Source organism: Stenotrophomonas panacihumi (genome assembly GCF_001431645.1).
In the GTDB taxonomy this organism is placed as follows: Bacteria; Pseudomonadota; Gammaproteobacteria; order Xanthomonadales; family Xanthomonadaceae; genus Stenotrophomonas_A; species Stenotrophomonas_A panacihumi.
Genome location: NZ_LLXU01000085.1, coordinates 16,659 through 34,227, shown reverse-complemented (window position 1 = coordinate 34,227; position 17,569 = coordinate 16,659). Strand labels below are relative to the sequence as shown.

The following is a 17,569-nucleotide window of genomic DNA, read 5'->3' as shown; positions in this document are numbered from 1 at the left end:
GTGTGTCGTGGTCCTGCGCGGACGGCTCGCGCGGGCGCTCGCCCAGCATCAGCGAAAGCGCCGTCTTGGCCATCATGTACGCGCTGATCGGCGCGGTGATGAACAGGAACGCGGTGATCAGCAGTTCGCGCGGCTGCGGGTCCTCGCCCAGCAGCAGGTGGTAGCCCACCGAGGCCAGCAGCACGCAGCCCACGCCCAGCGTGCTGGCCTTGGTCGGCGCATGCAGGCGCTTGAAGAAGTCCGACAGCTTCACCAGCCCGAGCGCGCCGATCAGGATGAAGAACGTGCCCACGATCAGCAGCGCGGACAGCACGTATTCGATCAGCGCGATCATTCGACGATATCCCGGCGCAGCACGTACTTGCTCAGCACCACCGTGCTGCCGAAGCCGAGCATGGCGATCACCAGCGCGGCCTCGAAGTAGATCGGTGAATCCAGGTGCATGCCGAACAGCATCAGCTCGGCGATCGCCGTGACCGAGAGCGTGTCCAGCGCCAGGATGCGGTCCGGCAGCGTGGGGCCGCGCAGCAGCCGCCACAGCGCCATCATCATCGCCAGCCCCACGACGTGCATGCACACCACGATGGTGGTCTCGATGAAGATATGGCCGGTCACGGGAAGATCTCCATCAGCGGCTTTTCGTAGCGCTGCTTGATCTCGGCGATCAGCGCGTCCGGGTCGTCCAGGTGCAGCACGTGCACCAGCAGGTGGCGGCGGTCGTCGGAGAGTTCGGCCGAGACGGTGCCCGGCGTCAGCGTGATCATGCTGGTCAGCGCGGCGATGCCATGGATGTTGGCGATGTCCAGCGGCACCCAGATGAAGCCCGGGTGGATCGCCGATTCGCGGCCCAGCACCTGGCCGGCCACGCGCACGTTGGAACGCACGATGTCCCAGCCGGCGACCACCAGCATCTTCGGGATCGGCCGCAACGAGCCGATGCGCGCGAACTCGCGATCCAGGCGCGCGGCGAACGGCGGCACCACCGTGGCCATGAACAATCCCATGACGGCCGCGCCAAGGCCGAGGCTGTCGGTGAGCATCAGCCAGAACGCGAAGATCGTCGCGCTCAACGGCAGCGAGGGATACAGGCGGCGCCACAGCGGGCGGGCGTTGGAGGACATCATGGCTGCCTCATCACGGGAGAGGTATCGCGCAGCACCCGCACGTAATCATCCACCTGCCGCAGCTGCTGCGCCATCGCATCGGTGTGCCGCATCAGCGGACCGGCGGCCACCGTCATCGCCAGCAGGTAGCCCAGCAGCAGGAGCGTGGCGGCGGTTTCGGCCGGGCGCAGGCGTGCGCGCCGCGGCGTGGGCAAGGGCGCGGCGCCGGGCTCGACCTCGGGCACGCGCCAGAACAGGCGAATGCCGGCGCGGGTCAGGCCGATCACCACCAGCAGGCTGCCGCCGATCACCGCCGCCCATACCGGCGCCACCTGCGCATCGGGCACATGCGCCAGCAGCGCGACCTTGGCCAGGAAGCCGGACAACGGCGGCAGGCCCGCCACCGCGATGGCGGCGACGAAGTACAGCGTGCCGGGCACCGCGCGCCCCGGCAGCGGCGCGACGATGGCCTTGCGGTCGCTGGCATCGCCGCGGCGGCGGCGCACCAGGTCGGCGATGAGGAACAGCGCGGCGGCGGCGAACGTGCTGTGCGGCAGGTAGTAGAGGCCGGCGGCGATTGCCCCGGTGTCCTGCAGCGAGAACGCGATGAACAGCGTGGCGGCCGACAGCACCACCAGATAGGCGACGAGCACGCGCAGCCGCGTCGCCGCCATCACGCCGAAGGCCGCCAGCACCAGCGTGGCGATGCCGGCATACAGCAACGCGGTGTGCCCGAAGCCCTGCAGCGGCCCGGCCGCCGGCCCGAACCACAGCAGGCTCACGCGCAGCACCGCGTACAGGCCGACCTTGGTCATCACCGCGAACAGCGCGGCCACGGCGGCTGGCGCGCGCGAATACGCTTCCGGCAGCCACAGGTACAGCGGCAGCAGCGCCGCCTTGCTGCAGAACACCAGCAGCAGCAACCCGAGCGCGGCGCGGGCCAGCGGCAGTTCGGCGGCCGGCAACTGCGCGATGCGCTGCGACAGCTCGGCCATGTTGAGCGAACCGAGCAGCGCGTAGAGCAGGCCGAGCGCGATCAGGAACAGCGTGGAGGCGGTGACGTTGAACACCACGTAGTGCAGGCCCACGCGCATGCGCAGGCCGCGCCCGCCGCTGACCAGCAGGCCGTAGGAGGCGATCAGCATCACCTCGAAGAACACGAACAGGTTGAAGATGTCGCCGGTGAGGAAGGCGCCGTTGAGGCCCATCAACTGGAACTGGAACAGCGCATGGAAGTGCGGCGCGCGGCGGTCCCAACCGGCGCTGGCGTGCAGCAGGCAGGCTGCCGCCAGGCACAGCGTGGTCAGCAGCATCCAGGCCGAGAGGCGGTCGGCCACCAGCGCGATGCCCAGCCGCGAAGGCCAGTCGCCCAGCAGGTAGACGAGGATCCGTCCGCTGGCGGTCGCCTCGAACACCGCCACCACCGCGACAGCCAGCAACGCCACGCTGGCCCAGGCCACCCCGCGTTGCGTGCGCGCGCCGAAGCGGCGGTGTTCGACGAAGAGCGAGACGATGGCACCCAACAGCGGGATCAGCACCGGCAGGATCGGCAGGTGGTTCAACGCGCGTCCTCCCCGCCATTCGCCTGCGCTGCAAGCGGCTCGTCTTCGTGGCCATCCACGTGGTCGCTGCCGTTGTCGGCGCGGCTGCGCATGGCCAGTACCAGGCTCACCGCGGTCATCGCGAAGGCGATGACGATGGCGGTGAGTACCAGCGCCTGCGGCAGCGGGTCGGTGTGCTGGGCCAGCGTGGGCGCCACGCCATCGCGAAGCACTGGTGCCTGCCCTTCGCGCAGGCGGCCGCCGGCGAAGATCAGCAGGTTGGTCGCATAGGAAAGGAAGGTCAGCCCGAGGATCACGTCGAAGCTGCGCGCGCGCAGCAGCAGGTAGATGCCGCACGCAGTGAGCAGGCCGATGGCGGTGGCCAGCGCGAGTTCCATCAGGCACGGCCTCCGGTCAGGGGCGAACGTCGCGCCGGGTCGATCTCGCCGCGCAGCGAGCGGCGCGTCAGCGAGGGCTTCACCGTGCCCATCATCGAGAGCATCAGCATCACCGAGCCGAACACCACCAGGTACACGCCGGTATCGAAGCCCATCGCGCTGGCCAGTTCGAGCGTGCCGATGAGCGGCAGGTCGAGCTCGGCATGGCCGCTGGTGAGGAACGGCACGCCGAACAGCATCGAGGCCGCGCCGCTGAGCAGGGCGATGGCCAGGCCCGCGCCGATGCAGCGCACATAGTCGAAGCCGAAGCGCGATTCCACCGATTCGGTGCCCTGGATGACGTACTGCATCAGCAGCGGCACGGCCAGCACCAGGCCGGCGACGAAGCCGCCACCGGGCGCGTTGTGGCCACGCAGGAACAGGAACACCGAGACGGTGAGCGTGAGCGGGAACAGCAGCTGGGTAAGGTCGGCCGGGACCGGCAGCTTGATCGGCGGGCCGGGCATCACTTTCTCCGGCGCCATGCGCGCGCGGCGCAGCAGCGCGTGAACGACCAGGCCGGCAATGGCGAACACGCAGATCTCGCCGAACGTATCGAAGCCGCGGAAGTCCACCAGGATCACGTTGACCACGTTGTGGCCATACGCCTCGGGCAGCGAGCGGGCCAGCATCTCGCCGGCCATGGTGCGGCTGGGGCGGGTCATCAGGGCGTAGGACAGCGCCGCCAGCCCCGTGCCGCAGGCGATGGCGATGGCCGCGTCGCGCCAGCGCACCCAGCGCACGCGCTCAGGCCGCGAGACGCTGGGCAGGTAGTTCATCGCCAGCAGCATCAGGGTGAGCGTGACCATCTCCACCAGCAGCTGGGTCAGCGCCAGGTCCGGCGCGGAGAGGAACACGAACACCAGGCTCACCGCCAGGCCGCTGCCGCCGATCACCATCACCGCCAGCAAGCGCTGGCGATGCAGGAACAGGCCGCCGAGCGTGCAGGCCACCAGCAGCAGCCACAGCGCCCAGCCCAGCAGCGGGATCGGCTGCGGCGCCTGCCACGCCGGCAGCGTGCCTTCACCGATGAAGGGCGCCAGGCCGACCGCCAGTGCGGCCAGCACCAGCAGGAGCAGCATGCGTTGCATCCGTCCATCGACGATCAGCGAGGTGAAGCGCAGCGCCAGCCCGGACAGCGCATCCAGGTGCCACTGGAACAGCGCCTTGCCCTGCGAACGCGAGGACACCGCGTACAGGTCCAGCATGCGGCGCAGGCCGAAATACAGCGCCACGCCGCCGACCACGCCGGCGAAGCTCATCGCCAACGGCCAGTTCAGGCCATGCCATACCGCCAGGCTGTAGTCGGGCAGTTGCGGGCCGAGGATCGCCCCGGCGGCCACGCGCAGCACCGGCGCCACGGTCAGCCCGGGCACCATGCCCACCGCCACGCAGATCGCCACCAGGATGCCGACCGGGATGCGCATCCAGCGCGGCGGTTCGTGCGGCAGGTGGTCGAGCTGGCGCGGGCCCTGGCCGAAGAAGGTGTCGTGCACGAAGCGCAGGCTGTAGGCCACGCCCAGCACGCTGGCCAGCAGCGCGGCCACCGAGGTGAACACCCGCATCGGTGCCGGCGCTTCGGTTTCCAGCGCCACGGCGAAGAACATCTCCTTGGACAGGAAGCCGTTGAGCAGCGGGATGCCGGCCATCGCCAGCGAGGCGACGATCGCCAGCGCGCTGGTCACGGGCAGGTAGCGGCGCAGGTTGCCGAGCCGGCGCATGTCGCGCGTGCCGGTCTCGTGGTCGATGATGCCCGCAGCCATGAACAGCGAGGCCTTGAACACCGCGTGGTTGAGGATATGGAACACGCCGGCCACCACCGCCATCGGCGTGGACAGGCCGAACAGCATCGTGATCAGCCCGAGGTGGGAGATCGTCGAGTAGGCGAGCAGGCCCTTGAGGTCGTGCTGGAAGATGGCGTGCCAGGCGCCCAGCACCAGGGTGATCGCGCCGACGCCGCTCACCGTGTAGAAGAACAGGTCGCTGCCGGCGAGCGCCGGATGCAGCCGCGCCAGCAGGAACACGCCGGCCTTCACCATCGTCGCCGAATGCAGGTAGGCCGACACCGGCGTGGGCGCGGCCATCGCATGCGGCAGCCAGAACTGGAACGGGAACTGCGCGCTCTTGGTGAAGATGCCGCCCAGCACCAGGAACAGGGCCGCCGGATACAGCGGGCTGGCACGCAGTGCCTGGCCGGAGGCGAGCACCACGTCCAGGTCGTAGCTGCCGACGATGCGGCCGATCAGCAGCACGCCGCCGAGCAGCGCCAGCCCGCCGCCGCCGGTAATGACCAGCGCCATGCGCGCGCCTTCGCGCGCGTCCGAACGGTGCGTCCAGAAGCCGATCAGCAGGAACGAGCTGAGGCTGGTCAGTTCCCAGAACACCAGCAACAGCAGCAGGTTGCCGGCCAGCACCAGCCCGAGCATCGCGCCCATGAACAACAGCAGGAAGGCATAGAAGCGCGCCGCGCTGTCCTCGCGCGAGAGGTAGTAGCGCGCGTACATCACCACCAGCGCGCCGATCGCCAGCACCAGCACGGCGAACATCCAGGCCAGGCCGTCCAGGCGCAACGCGAAGCTCAGTCCGACCTGCGGCAGCCATGCGTGTTCGCCGCGCACCACATGGCCGCCGAACACCGCCGGCGCCAGCCATATGAGCAGCAACAGCCCCAGCAACGGCGCGGCCCCGGCCAGCCAGGCCAGCGCGGGACGCGACCTTCCGCGCAGCGCGGCGACCGCCGCGGCGGCCAGGAACGGCAGCGCCAGCAGGATTTCGAGGAACGGGATCATGCAGGGATCGGGCCTTGTAAGCGGCGATTCGCGAGCAGTGCCCCGAGTCTAACAGCGCAACGCGCGCGGCCGGGCAGGGAAATGAATGGCGCGTTCGGTTTGGCCGGCGCGCCGCTCAGGACGCCACGCGCATCGTGGCGGCCACCTCGCCGCGGTCGCGCACGAACAGCGTGTCGGTCTGCACGGTACCCAGGATGCGGCCGGCGACATCGCCCAGCAGCAGGCCGGTGAGCGCACTGCGCCCGTGGCCGCCGACCACGACCAGGTCGGTGTCGTGATCACGCACGTAATCGCGCACGAGGCGCGAGGGTTCGGCATCGCTCACCACCGATTCCAGCCGGCCGCGCAGGGCGGTGGGCAGGCCGAGCGCGTCGAGGTTGGCATGCAGCGCGTCCTGCGCACGCGTGCGCGCCTGCGCTATCGCGGTGGCGGCGTGCGTGTCGCGCTGGCCCAGCCGCGGGACGTGGAAGGCGTGCAGCGCGGCCAGCGTGACCGGGTCGCCGAACAGCGCCAGTGCCTCGTGCAGGGCGCGCGTGGAGGTGGGCGAGAGGTCGCTCGCCCAGGCCAGGCTGCGATACGGCCCATGCACGCGCCGGTGCACCACCAGCAGCGGCAGCGTGGCATGGCGCGACAGCCAGCCGATCGACGAACCGAGGCTGGGCTGGGTGAACAACGCATTGCGGGCGACGCCGGCGACGATCAACCCGCAGGCATGCGATTGCGCCACGCGCTGCAGCGCCGGCCCGACCGCGCCGCTTTCCACCTGCACCTCGAAATCGAGGTCGTCCACCGCCAGGTCGCGGCGCAGGCGCCGCTCGACGAGGGGCGCGAGCACCGCCGGCCGCTGCCACGGCGGCGAGCCGAGGATGGGGTCGTGGAAATCGAGTTCCTGCGTGGAAGGCAGCACGGTGACGACCACCAGGCGGGCGTCCCATTGCCGCGCGAGCTGCACGGCGCGATCGAAGGCGCGATCGCCCCGGGCGCTCAGGTCGGTGGCCAGCAGCACCGAGGACGGGGGTACGACGGGAACGTCGGACATCACATCTCTCCAGGCGGGGAGGGCGCGCGCCCGAGTCTACGCTGCCGCGCGTGAGGCGCCGGTATCATGGCCCGCATGTCGAACGATGCCCCGCTTCCCACGCCTTCTTCGCCACGCCATGCCTGGGTGTTCGGCGGCAGCGGGCAGATCGGCGAGCGCGTGCTGGACCGCCTGCTGGCGCGTGGCGTGGAAGTCACCGCATGGTCGCGCCAGCCGCAAGCCCCGCGGCCCGGCCTGACCTGGCGCGCCGGCGGCCTGTCCGAAGCGGGCACGCTGCCGGCCGGGGTCGAAGCGGTATTCAGCTGCGGCCCGCTCGACCACTTCGCGCGCTGGTTCGCCGGGCAGTCGGGTGCGCCGGCGCGCGTCGTCGCGTTCGGCTCCACCAGCGTGGAAGTGAAGGCCGATTCGGCCGACGCGGGCGAGCGCGATGTCGCACGTCGCCTGGCCGAGGCCGAAGCGACGCTGTTCGCCGCGGCCGCCGCGCGCGGCACCGCCGCCACCGTGCTGCGCCCGACCCTGGTCTACGGCGCCGGGCGCGACGCCACGCTCAGTGTCATCGCCGCGATGGCGCGGCGCCATGGCCGCTTCGTGCTGCCGCGCAGCGCCGCCGGCCTGCGCCAGCCGGTGCACGTGGACGACCTGGCCGATGCCGCGCTGGCCGCGTGGACTTCGCCGGCCACTTACCAGCACGCGTACGCGGTGGGCGGCGGCGAAGTGCTGTCCTATGACCAGATGGTGGCGCGCGTGCTGCAGGCGCTGGCCCCGCCGGCCACGCTGCATCGCGTACCCACGCCGCTGTTCACCGGGATGTTGCGCATCGCGCATGCCGCCGGCCGGCTGCGCGGCCTCAACGCCGAAGCGCTGCGGCGCATGCGCGCCGACCTGGTGTTCGACCTGGCGCCGGCACGGCGCGATTTCGGTTACGCGCCGCGCGGTTTCGCGCCGGGCGCGGCGGAGGTCGGCGCCTGAGCGTGGCTCAGTAGCGCCAGCCCATGCGGCGGTAGAGCTTGGCGAGCACCCAGGCCGGGCCGATCAGCAGGTACACCAGGTCGGTGAGGAAGCTGGGCTTGCGGCCTTCGAACTTGTGGCCGATGAACTGCGCGATCCACGCCACCACGAACACGCCGATGGCCAGCCACAGCAGGTTGTCCAGGCCGATGCGCATTTCCAGCAGGCGGCACAGGCAGCCGCAGAAGAAGAACACCGCCAGCATGCCCAGGCCCATGCGCCGCGACAGCCGGTTGTAGAACATCCACGCGCCGAACATCGCCAGCGCCGCCCAGATGCCGCTGCGCAGCAGCGTGCCGCCGACCGGGATGCACCACAGCAGCGCCACCACCGACCACAGGATGGCCGGCACGGCGACCACGTGGATGCGCTGGTTCAGTTCGTTGCGATGGTCGCCGGAATAGCTGGCGAAGAAGCGGTCGATCGGGCGCGCGGCGGAGATGTCCATGTTCCCTCCCAGGAATGGGCCAAGGATACCGCTGGCGCGACAGCGCTGCGCGGACCGCCTCCGCAAAGAAGAAGGGGCGCCTGCGCGCCCCTTCGTTCAATCGACCGAGATCCCGGCCAGCTTCTCCAGCGCCTCGGCGTATTTCGCCCGCGTGCGCGAGATCACCTCGGCCGGCAGCGCCGGGCCCGGCGCGGTCTTGTTCCAGTCCAGCGTTTCCAGGTAGTCGCGCACGAACTGCTTGTCATAGCTCGGCGGGCTGGTGCCCACTTCGTACTGGTCGGCCGGCCAGTAGCGCGAGGAATCCGGGGTCAGCATCTCGTCCATGATGTACAGGCGGCCATCGGCGTCGGTGCCGAACTCGAACTTGGTGTCCGCCAGCAGGATGCCGCGCTCGGCGGCGAAGTCGGCCGCGAAGCGGTAGATGCGCAGCGTCGCGTCGCGCACGCGCTCGGCCAGTTCGGCGCCGACGGTCTTCACCATCGCGTCGAAGTCGATGTTCTCGTCGTGGTCGCCGACGGCGGCCTTGGTCGAGGGGGTGAAGATCGGCTCGGGCAGCTTCTGCGCCTGGCGCAGGCCGTCCGGCAGTTCGATGCCGCTCACCTTGCCGGTGCGCTGGTAATCCTTCCAGCCGCTGCCGATGAGATAACCGCGGGCGATCGCCTCCACCGGCACCGGCTTGAGCTTGCGCGTCACCACCGCGCGCTTGGCGTACAGCGCCTTGTCCACGCCGTCGGGCAGCACGCTGGCCACGTCGATGCCGGTGAGGTGGTTCGGCATCAGGTGTTCGGTCTTCTTGAACCAGAAGTTGGAGACCTGGCAGAGCATCTCGCCCTTGCCCGGGATCGGGTCGGGCAGCACCACGTCGAACGCGGAGAGGCGGTCGGTGGCGACCATCAACAGGTAGTCGCCCGGCGGGGCGTCGGCGGGCAGGCGCTCGCGGGGGATATCGAACACATCGCGAACCTTGCCGCGGTGACGCAAGGGCAGGCCGGGGAGATCGGATTGCAACAGCGTGGTCGACACAGGCACTCCTAAGGACTTCGCATTGGCGCTGTCCCCGGGACCCGTCGGGCCCGCGGCGGCGACAGCGGGCCGCGTAGTGTACGGCGCTTCGGGGCCGGATGGGGGCCTGCCGGCCCTGCGCCGCGCATGCCGCCGGGGCGGACCCCGACGCGGCCGGTCGGGCCGGTCCCGACCCGCCGCTGGCGTAGAATGGCCGGCCCTGTCCCGCGACACTGTCGACGCATGCCCAGGTACGGAAAATTGCTGGGTTTCCTCATCGGCGCCCTGCTGTGCCGGCCCAGCCCGCTGCTGGGCGCGGTGATCGGCCTGCTGATCGGCCATGCCTTCGACCGCGGCTGGTTCAGTGGCGAGCGCGACGACCCGTACCGCGAGCTTGGGCTGACCTCCGACGCCACCGCCGCGGAGATCGACCTGGCCTACCGCCGGCTGATGTCGCAGTTCCACCCCGACAAGGTGGCCCGCGCCGCCCCCGAGGCGCGCCGCCAGGCCGAGCGTCGCGCCAGCCAGATCAACGCCGCCTACGACCGCATCCAGCGCCGCCGCCGGCGCTGATCCCCTCCTGGAGACCGCCATGTCCACCTGCATCATCGCCCCGTCCATCCTTTCGGCCGACTTCGCCCGGCTTGGCGAGGAGGTGGACAACGTCATCGCCGCCGGCGCCGACTGGGTGCACTTCGACGTGATGGACAACCACTACGTGCCGAACCTGACCATCGGCCCGATGGTGTGCCAGGCGCTGCGCAAGCACGGCGTCACCGCGCCGATCGACGTGCACCTGATGGTGGAGCCGGTGGACCGCCTGATCCCGGATTTCGCCGAGGCCGGCGCGACGTACATCAGCTTCCACCCGGAGGCCAGCCGCCACGTCCACCGCACCATCCAGCTGATCAAGTCGCATGGCTGCAAGGCGGGCCTGGTGCTCAACCCGGCCACGCCGGTGGACTTCCTGGACTGGGTGCTGGAAGACCTGGACATGGTGCTGCTGATGTCGGTGAACCCGGGTTTCGGCGGGCAGGCCTTCATTCCCTCCGCGCTGGACAAGCTGCGCGCGGTGCGCCGCAAGATCGACGCCACCGGCAAGTCGATCCGCCTGGAGATCGACGGCGGGGTGAAGGCCGACAACATCGGCGAGATTGCCGCCGCCGGCGCGGATACCTTCGTGGCCGGCTCGGCGATCTTCAACGCGCCCGACTACGCCGACGTCATCCGCAAGATGCGCGTGGCCGTGGCGGCCGCCCGATGAGCCCCGCGCCGCGCATCCGTGCCGCCGCCCCGGAAGACGCGGCGCTGCTGCACGAGCTGGTCACCGCGCTGGCGGTGTACGAGCGCGAACCCGACGCGGTGAAGGCCACCGTCGAGGACCTGCGCGCCAGCCTGTTCGGCGAGGGCGCCACCGCGCATGCGCTGGTGTGCGAGCAGGACGGCGTGGCGGTCGGGTTTGCCGTGTACTTCTTCAATTACTCGACCTGGCTGGGCCGCAACGGCATCTACCTGGAAGACCTGTTCGTGCGCCCGGAACATCGCGGAAACGGCGCGGGCCTGGCGCTGCTGCGCCACCTGGCCCAACTGGCGGTGGAACGTGGCTGCGGGCGTTTCGAATGGTCGGTGCTGGACTGGAACCAGCCGGCCATCGACTTCTACCGCGCGGCGGGCGCACGGCCGATGGACGAGTGGACGGTGTACCGGATGGAAGGCCAGGCGCTGCGCGAGTTCGCCGCCGGCGTTCGCTGAGCAGCGTTCGTCGCGTCGATCGGGTGCCTGCCGGGGGAGGGACCGTCAGCCCGATCGACGCGAACGCGCGCCACTTGCCAGTGCGCCGCAGGAGAGAGGATGCGGCGCCTTGAACGAATGGGATCCGCCCGTGCGGGCGGACCCGGAAGATTGGAGGCTTATCCTGCCTCCGCCCGTCGTCCCTGCTATGGCCCTCCACGTTAGGTCGCATCGATGACATCGCCATGACATGGCGCACGCGTCGCACACGAAACGTTTGAATGCGTTCACGAAGCTGGCATCGCCGGCTTGCTAGCGTTCGAGCACCTCTCTCCTCCCTGGATTCACGCATGCAGCCCCCGCGCTGGCGACTCATCCTCAACGGCAAGGCCGCCGGCGACGACGCAGTGCGCGAGGCGGTGCATGACGCGCGCGGGCGCGGCATCCACCTGGACGTGCGCGTGACCTGGGAAGGGGGCGATGCCGAGCGCTATGTCGCCGAGGCCATCGGCGATGGCGTGGACACGGTGATCGCCGGCGGCGGCGACGGCACGCTGAGCGAGGTGGCGACCACGCTGGCGCATCGCGATGAGTCCGCCGACGTGCTGCCTTCGCTCGGCCTGCTGCCGCTGGGCACGGCCAACGATTTCGCCGGTGCCGCCAACATTCCCGCCGAGCCCGACGCGGCGCTGCGGCTGATTGAGGAGCGTCCCGCGCAGCCGCTGGACCTGTTGCGGCTGGAGGCCAACGGCCAGGTCCATTGGTGCGCCAACCTCGCCAGCGGCGGATTCGGCACCCAGGTGACCGTGGAGACCGACGAGGGATTGAAGGACTTGCTGGGTGGCTTGGCGTACCTGGTCACCGGCCTGTCGCGGCTCGGCCGCATCGAGCCGGTGCAGGCGCGCCTGCGCGGGCCGGATTTCGCGTGGGAAGGCGGCTTCATCGCGCTCGGCGTGGGCAACGGCCGCCAGGCCGGCGGTGGCCAGGCGCTGTGCCCGGACGCGCTCGTCGACGACGGCCTGCTAGAAGTCACGGTGATCCCCGACCTCGCCGGCGATGTCGCCGCCACGCTGGGCACGCTGGTACGCGGCGGCAAGCGCGCCGCATTGGAGCGGGTGGCCGAGCGCCGTCAGCTATCGTGGCTGGAAATCGACGCGCCCGCGCCGCTGGTGCTCAACCTCGACGGCGAACCCGTCACCGCCCGCCATTTCCGCATCGAATGCATGCGCCACCGGCTGCGCATGCACCTGCCCGTCGAGTGCCCGCTGGTCGCAAGCTGACGGTTTCGTCCGATACCACGCCCACACCGCCCACGGGTTTGGGTTAAAGTGGGGCGGTGTCCACTCTGACGACCCCGCGTTCCTTCTCTTCCGCTCGCCGCTGGTGGCGATGGTGGCCCGTTGCCGTCGTCCCTCCCCGCACCGCAGCCTCCCGGAAGGAAAGTCGTCTTGATCACTGCCGAGCAGTTCCAGCAGCAGGCCGCTGAAGGCCACACCCGCATCCCTGTCGTCCGTGAAGTGCTGTCCGACCTGGACACGCCGCTTTCGGTCTACCTGAAACTCGCCGACGGCCCGCATACCTATCTGTTCGAATCGGTCGAGGGCGGCGAACGCTTCGGTCGCTATTCGATCATCGGCCTGCCCGCGCGGCGGATATACAGCTTCCGCGGCCACACGCTGGAAGTGAGCGAGCTGGGCGAAGTGGTGGAGACGCGCGAGGTCACCGACCCGCTGGCCGAGGTCGAGGCGCTGCGCGCCGAGCATTCGGTCCCGCAGTTCGCGGGCCTGCCCGGGTTCACCGGTGGCCTGGTGGGCTGGTTCGGCTTCGAGTGCATCCAGTACATCGAGCCGCGCCTGGCTGCCGGCGACAAGCCCGACGAGCTCGGCACGCCGGACATCCTGCTGATGCTGTCCGAAGAGCTGGCGGTGTTCGACAACCTCAAGGGCCGCCTGTACCTGATCGTGCATGCCGACCCGCGCCAGCCGCAGGCCTTCGCGCGCGCCAACCGCCGGCTCGACGAGCTGGCGCACCGGCTGCGCCAGGCCGGCGCCGGCTACCCGCAGGCGCAGGTCTCCGATGCCATCGACGAGCAGGATTTCCGCTCGTCGTTCACCCGCGAGGAGTACCACGAGGTGGTGCGCAAGGCGCAGGAATACGTGCGCGCCGGCGACATCTTCCAGGTCGTGCCGAGCCAGCGCCTGCGCGTGCCGTTCCGCGCGCGGCCGATCGACGTGTATCGCGCGCTGCGTGCGCTGAACCCCTCGCCGTACATGTATTACATCGACGTGGGCGGCACCCAGGTGGTGGGCTCCTCGCCGGAAATCCTCGCCCGCCTGCGCGATGGCGTGGTCACCGTGCGGCCCATCGCCGGCACCCGCCCGCGTGGCGCCACGCCCGAGCAGGACGCCGCGCTGGAAGCCGAGCTGCTGGCCGACCCGAAGGAGCGCGCCGAGCACGTCATGCTGATCGACCTCGGCCGCAACGACGTCGGCCGCGTGGCCGAGCCCGGCACGGTGGAAGTGGGCGAGCAGTTCGTGATCGAGCGCTACAGCCACGTCATGCACATCGTCAGCGAGGTGACCGGCAAGCTGAAGGCCGGGCTGAGCTACAGCGACGTGCTGCGCGCGACGTTCCCGGCCGGCACCGTCAGCGGCGCGCCGAAGATCCGCGCGCTGGAGATCATCCGCGAGTTGGAGCCGGTGCGGCGCAACGTGTACTCCGGCGCGGTGGGCTACATCGGCTGGCATGGCGATGCCGATACCGCCATCGCGATCCGCACCGCGGTGATCCAGGACGGCCATCTGTACGTGCAGGCCGGCGGCGGCGTGGTCTACGACTCCGACCCGGACGCCGAATGGCAGGAAACGATGAACAAGGGCCGCGCGCTGTTCCGCGCCGTCGCCCAGGCGGCGAAGGGGCTGTGATGGACGCGCGAGTGGCGCGGATCGGCTTCCGCAACGATTACAGCGAAGGCGCGCACCCGCGCCTGCTGCAGGCGCTTGCCAGCGCCAGTGGCGAGCAGAACGCCGGCTATGGGCTGGACCGCCACAGCCAGCGGGCGGCGGAACTCATCCGCGCGGCCTGCGCGCAACCGCAGGCGCAGGTGCACCTGCTGGCCGGCGGCACGCAGACCAACCTCACCGCGATCGGCGCATTCCTGCGCCCGCACCAGGCGGTGATCGCCGCCGAGAGCGGGCATATCGCCGTGCACGAGACCGGTGCGATCGAGCTGACCGGCCACAAGGTGCTCACCGCGCCGGGCGTCGACGGCAAGCTGACGCCGGAGGCCATCGAAGCGCTGCTGGCGGTGCACGACAACGAGCACCTCGTGCAGCCGAAGCTGGTGTACGTCTCCGATACCACCGAGCTGGGCACGATCTATCGCCGCGCCGAACTGGAGGCGATCTCGCGCCTGTGTCGCGCGCGCGGGCTGCTGCTGTTCCTGGATGGCGCGCGCCTGGGCGCGGCGCTGACCGCGGAAGGCAACGACCTCACCCTGGCCGACATCGCCGCGCTGACCGACGCCTTCTATATCGGCGGCACCAAGAACGGCGCATTGCTCGGCGAGGCGCTGGTGATCGTGAATCACGCGTTGCAGGAAGATTTCCGCTACCTGCTCAAGCAGCGCGGTGCGCTGCTGGCCAAGGGCATGGTGCTGGGCGTGCAGTTCGCCACCCTGTTCGAGGACGGGCTGTTCTTCGCGCTGGCCGAGCATGCCAACCGCATGGCGCGGCGGCTGCGCGAAGGGCTGGAAGCAGCCGGTGCGCGCTTCGTGGTGGCGTCGCCGACCAACCAGCAGTTCATCGTCGTCACTGCAGCGCAGCTCGATGCGCTGGCGCGCCGCTACGATTTCGAGCGATGGGAAACCCGCGCCGACGGCGAGGTGGTGATCCGTTTCGTCACCTCGTGGGCGACCACCGCCGCGATGGTGGATACCCTCTGTGGCGATTACGCCCAACTGACCTGACCCATGACACAAGGAATTGTCCGCATGCGCCGTCTCGTTGCCGCTGTCATGTCCGCCTGCCTGATGCTCGCGCCCTGGGTGGCCGTTGCGCAGGTCAACAGTTTGCCGTCGCAGCCGCATCTGCTGGTACGCGGGAAAGGCGAGCGGGAAGTGATGCCGGATCGCTTCATGCTGAGTGTCCGCCTGGAGCAGACCGACGCTTCGCCCGAACTCGCCCGTAGCCGCGTCCAGGCAGACGCGGCCACCGTGCTGGGACTGTTCAAGGCGAACAAGGCGTTGGCCGATTCCATCGAGGCATCTTCGCTCTCGATCGAACCCAGCAGCCGGTATGTGGATGGACGGCAGGTATTCGAGGGCACTCAGGTCAGCCGTCGGCTGTCGGCCACGTTCTCTCGGCTGGAGCAGGTGCGCGCGGTGCTGGGCGGGCTGAAGACCAGCGACCACCTGCAGGTCAGCGGCGTGACGCCTTCCTACAGCGAAGAAACGCGCGTGCGCGGCGAGCTGAAGCGTGAGGCCGTAGCCCAGACGCGCGAAACTGCCGGCAAGCTCGCCGATGCCTACGGCGTCCGGCTGGGCGGGCTTTACACGATCTCCGAAGTGGCCCCCGATTTCGCTTACGGCATTCAGGCGGGCAGCTGGGGAGAGGGCCGATGGCACGGCGGCCCGGTTCTGCCAGCGCCGCCAGCGCCCGCCTTCGACGTGCCCGAGCCACGCGCCTCGGACAAGGTCCAGGCCGAATCCCTCGAGGCCGGCAGCCTCACCCTCACCGAATACGTCTACGCGATCTTCCTGATCGCCCCCTGAGATTCCCGCCATGCTGCTGATGCTCGACAACTACGACAGCTTCACCTACAACCTCGTGCAGTACCTGCAGGCGCTGGGCGCCGAGGTGACGGTGGTGCGCAACGATGCGATGAGCGTCGAGCAGATCGCCGCGCTCAAGCCCGAGCGCATCGTCGTCTCGCCCGGCCCGTGCACGCCGAACGAGGCCGGCATCTCGCTGGCGCTGATCGAGAAGCTCGGCCCCACCACGCCCATCCTCGGCGTGTGCCTGGGCCACCAGGGCATCGGCCAGGTCTACGGCGGCGACGTGATCCGCGCCGGCAACATCATGCATGGCAAGACCTCGCCGATCCGCCATGAAGGCAAGGGCGTGTTCGCCGGCCTGCCGGATCGTTACGAGGCCACGCGCTACCACTCGTTGGTGGTGGACAAGCGCACGCTGCCCGACGCGCTGGAGATCACCGCCTGGACCGAGAACCCGGACGGATCGATGGAAGAGATCATGGGCCTGCGCCATCGCACCCACCCGGTGGAGGGCGTGCAGTTCCATCCCGAATCCATCCTCACCGAGCACGGCCACGCGCTGCTGCGCAATTTCCTCGAGCGCCCGCTGTGACAATCCCCGAACACGCCGCCCCGTGACGACCATGACCTTCACTGCCCAGGAAGCGCTCCAGCGCACCATCGAACACCGCGAGATCTTCTTCGACGAGATGGTCATGCTGATGCGCAGGATCATGCGCGGCGAGGTATCCGAAACGATGACCGCGGCCATCCTCACCGGCCTGCGCGTCAAGAAGGAGACCGTGGGCGAAATCGCCGGCGCCGCGCAGGTGATGCGCGAGTTCTCGCGCACCGTCGAGGTGGCCGACCGCTCGCACCTGGTCGACATCGTCGGCACCGGCGGCGACGGCTCGCATACCTTCAACATCTCCACCTGCACGATGTTCGTCGCGGCCGCCGCCGGTGCGCGCGTGGCCAAGCATGGCAACCGCAGCGTCTCCTCGAAGTCCGGCAGCGCCGATGCGCTCGAGGCGCTGGGCGCGATCATCGAGTTGCAGCCCGAGCAGGTCGGCCGCGCCATCGCCGCCAGCGGCATCGGCTTCATGTTCGCCCCGGTGCATCACCCTGCGATGAAAGTCGTGGCGCCGGTACGCCGCGAGATGGGCGTGCGCACGATCTTCAACATCCTCGGGCCGCTGACCAACCCGGCCGGCGCGCCGAGCATCCTGATGGGCGTGTTCCATCCGGACCTGGTCGGCATCCAGGCGCGCGTGCTGCACGAGCTGGGCGCGGAACGCGCACTGGTGGTGTGGGGTCGCGATGGCATGGACGAGATATCGCTCGGCGCCGGCACGCTGGTCGGCGAGCTGCGCGACGGCCAGGTGAGCGAATACGAGATTCATCCGGAGGATTTCGGCATCGCCATGTCGCACAGCCGCAACCTCAAGGTGGACGACCCGGAGCAGTCGAAGGCGATGCTGCTGGGCGTGCTCGACAACCAGCCCGGCCCGGCGCTGGACATCGTGGCGCTCAATGCCGGTGCGGCGCTGTACGTGTCCGGCGTGGCGCACGACATCGCCGATGGCATCGCGCGTGCGCGGGCGGCCATCGCCGATGGCAGCGCCCGCGCCAAGCTGCACGAGTACGTGGCCCTGACCCGCACGTTGGCCGCCCAATAAGCACGCGGGCCGCGTTGGCCGGCCGGCGGGCTTTGGTCG

The 17,569-nt window shown here is 69.9% G+C and carries 18 protein-coding genes and 1 pseudogene; 10 read left to right on the top strand and 9 right to left on the bottom strand.

Annotated elements, in window-relative coordinates; all coding sequences use genetic code 11:
• Positions 1-10: 10 nt before the first annotated feature.
• From ARC20_RS10900 to ARC20_RS10870, 7 genes and pseudogenes are all read right to left on the bottom strand, one after another.
• Positions 11-334: pseudogene (locus ARC20_RS10900) on the bottom strand (Na+/H+ antiporter subunit G); the annotation flags it as partial.
• On the bottom strand, positions 331-615 hold the full coding sequence (locus tag ARC20_RS10895; RefSeq protein ID WP_057646986.1) for a K+/H+ antiporter subunit F: 285 nt from the start codon (positions 613-615) through the stop codon (positions 331-333). The gene ARC20_RS10895 and the pseudogene ARC20_RS10900, both read right to left, overlap by 4 nt.
• Positions 612-1,121, bottom strand: coding sequence for a Na+/H+ antiporter subunit E (locus tag ARC20_RS10890; RefSeq protein WP_057647040.1), 510 nt, complete (start codon positions 1,119-1,121; stop codon positions 612-614). Before ARC20_RS10890 ends, ARC20_RS10895 begins: the two co-directional genes overlap by 4 nt.
• The gene (locus ARC20_RS10885) at positions 1,121-2,665 is read right to left on the bottom strand and encodes a monovalent cation/H+ antiporter subunit D (protein ID WP_057646983.1); all 1,545 of its coding nucleotides are present in this window, start codon (positions 2,663-2,665) and stop codon (positions 1,121-1,123) included. Before ARC20_RS10885 ends, ARC20_RS10890 begins: the two co-directional genes overlap by 1 nt.
• Complete coding sequence (locus ARC20_RS10880) at positions 2,662-3,042, bottom strand: Na+/H+ antiporter subunit C (RefSeq protein ID WP_057646982.1); 381 nt, start codon at positions 3,040-3,042, stop codon at positions 2,662-2,664. The genes ARC20_RS10885 and ARC20_RS10880 overlap by 4 nt, the downstream gene beginning before the upstream one ends.
• Positions 3,042-5,867, bottom strand: coding sequence for a monovalent cation/H+ antiporter subunit A (locus tag ARC20_RS10875; protein ID WP_181360113.1), 2,826 nt, complete (start codon positions 5,865-5,867; stop codon positions 3,042-3,044). The genes ARC20_RS10880 and ARC20_RS10875 overlap by 1 nt, the downstream gene beginning before the upstream one ends.
• Positions 5,868-5,985: 118 nt before the next feature.
• Positions 5,986-6,909, bottom strand: coding sequence for a universal stress protein (locus ARC20_RS10870; protein ID WP_081418150.1), 924 nt, complete (start codon positions 6,907-6,909; stop codon positions 5,986-5,988).
• A 75-nt stretch (positions 6,910-6,984) separates the two neighbouring features.
• Between ARC20_RS10870 and ARC20_RS10865 the strand changes: the two genes are divergently transcribed.
• Complete coding sequence (locus ARC20_RS10865) at positions 6,985-7,878, top strand: SDR family oxidoreductase (protein ID WP_057646976.1); 894 nt, start codon at positions 6,985-6,987, stop codon at positions 7,876-7,878.
• 7 nt (positions 7,879-7,885) lie between these two features.
• Here the strand turns inward: ARC20_RS10865 and ARC20_RS10860 are convergent, their stop codons facing one another.
• Positions 7,886-8,365, bottom strand: coding sequence for an Mpo1 family 2-hydroxy fatty acid dioxygenase (locus ARC20_RS10860; protein WP_057646974.1), 480 nt, complete (start codon positions 8,363-8,365; stop codon positions 7,886-7,888).
• A gap of 96 nt (positions 8,366-8,461) precedes the next feature.
• Positions 8,462-9,388: a phosphoribosylaminoimidazolesuccinocarboxamide synthase gene (locus ARC20_RS10855; protein WP_057646972.1), complete on the bottom strand. Its 927-nt coding sequence runs from the start codon at positions 9,386-9,388 to the stop codon at positions 8,462-8,464.
• A 222-nt stretch (positions 9,389-9,610) separates the two neighbouring features.
• Here ARC20_RS10855 and ARC20_RS10850 point away from each other — a divergent pair, with 222 nt between their 5' ends.
• From ARC20_RS10850 to trpD, 9 genes are all read left to right on the top strand, one after another.
• Positions 9,611-9,940 carry a J domain-containing protein gene (locus ARC20_RS10850; RefSeq protein ID WP_057646971.1) on the top strand — a complete coding sequence of 110 codons (330 nt, stop codon included), beginning with the start codon at positions 9,611-9,613 and terminating at the stop codon, positions 9,938-9,940.
• Positions 9,941-9,959: 19 nt separating this feature from the next.
• A complete protein-coding gene (gene rpe, locus ARC20_RS10845; protein ID WP_057646969.1) occupies positions 9,960-10,631 on the top strand; it encodes a ribulose-phosphate 3-epimerase in 672 nt (223 codons plus the stop codon).
• A complete protein-coding gene (locus ARC20_RS10840; protein WP_057646967.1) occupies positions 10,628-11,119 on the top strand; it encodes a GNAT family N-acetyltransferase in 492 nt (163 codons plus the stop codon). Before rpe ends, ARC20_RS10840 begins: the two co-directional genes overlap by 4 nt.
• Positions 11,120-11,448: 329 nt before the next feature.
• Positions 11,449-12,378, top strand: a complete 930-nt coding sequence (gene yegS, locus ARC20_RS10835) for a lipid kinase YegS (protein ID WP_057646965.1) — start codon at positions 11,449-11,451, stop codon at positions 12,376-12,378.
• A gap of 168 nt (positions 12,379-12,546) precedes the next feature.
• On the top strand, positions 12,547-14,022 hold the full coding sequence (gene trpE, locus ARC20_RS10830) for an anthranilate synthase component I (RefSeq protein WP_057646964.1): 1,476 nt from the start codon (positions 12,547-12,549) through the stop codon (positions 14,020-14,022).
• A complete protein-coding gene (locus ARC20_RS10825) occupies positions 14,022-15,065 on the top strand; it encodes a threonine aldolase family protein (RefSeq protein ID WP_057646961.1) in 1,044 nt (347 codons plus the stop codon). The genes trpE and ARC20_RS10825 overlap by 1 nt, the downstream gene beginning before the upstream one ends.
• Before the next feature lie 24 nt (positions 15,066-15,089).
• Positions 15,090-15,869 (top strand): SIMPL domain-containing protein, encoded by a 780-nt coding sequence (locus ARC20_RS10820; RefSeq protein WP_057646960.1) that lies wholly within the window; start codon positions 15,090-15,092, stop codon positions 15,867-15,869.
• 10 nt (positions 15,870-15,879) lie between these two features.
• On the top strand, positions 15,880-16,464 hold the full coding sequence (locus ARC20_RS10815) for an anthranilate synthase component II (protein ID WP_057646958.1): 585 nt from the start codon (positions 15,880-15,882) through the stop codon (positions 16,462-16,464).
• 31 nt (positions 16,465-16,495) lie between these two features.
• Positions 16,496-17,530, top strand: a complete 1,035-nt coding sequence (gene trpD, locus ARC20_RS10810; protein WP_057646956.1) for an anthranilate phosphoribosyltransferase — start codon at positions 16,496-16,498, stop codon at positions 17,528-17,530.
• Positions 17,531-17,569 lie beyond the last annotated feature (39 nt).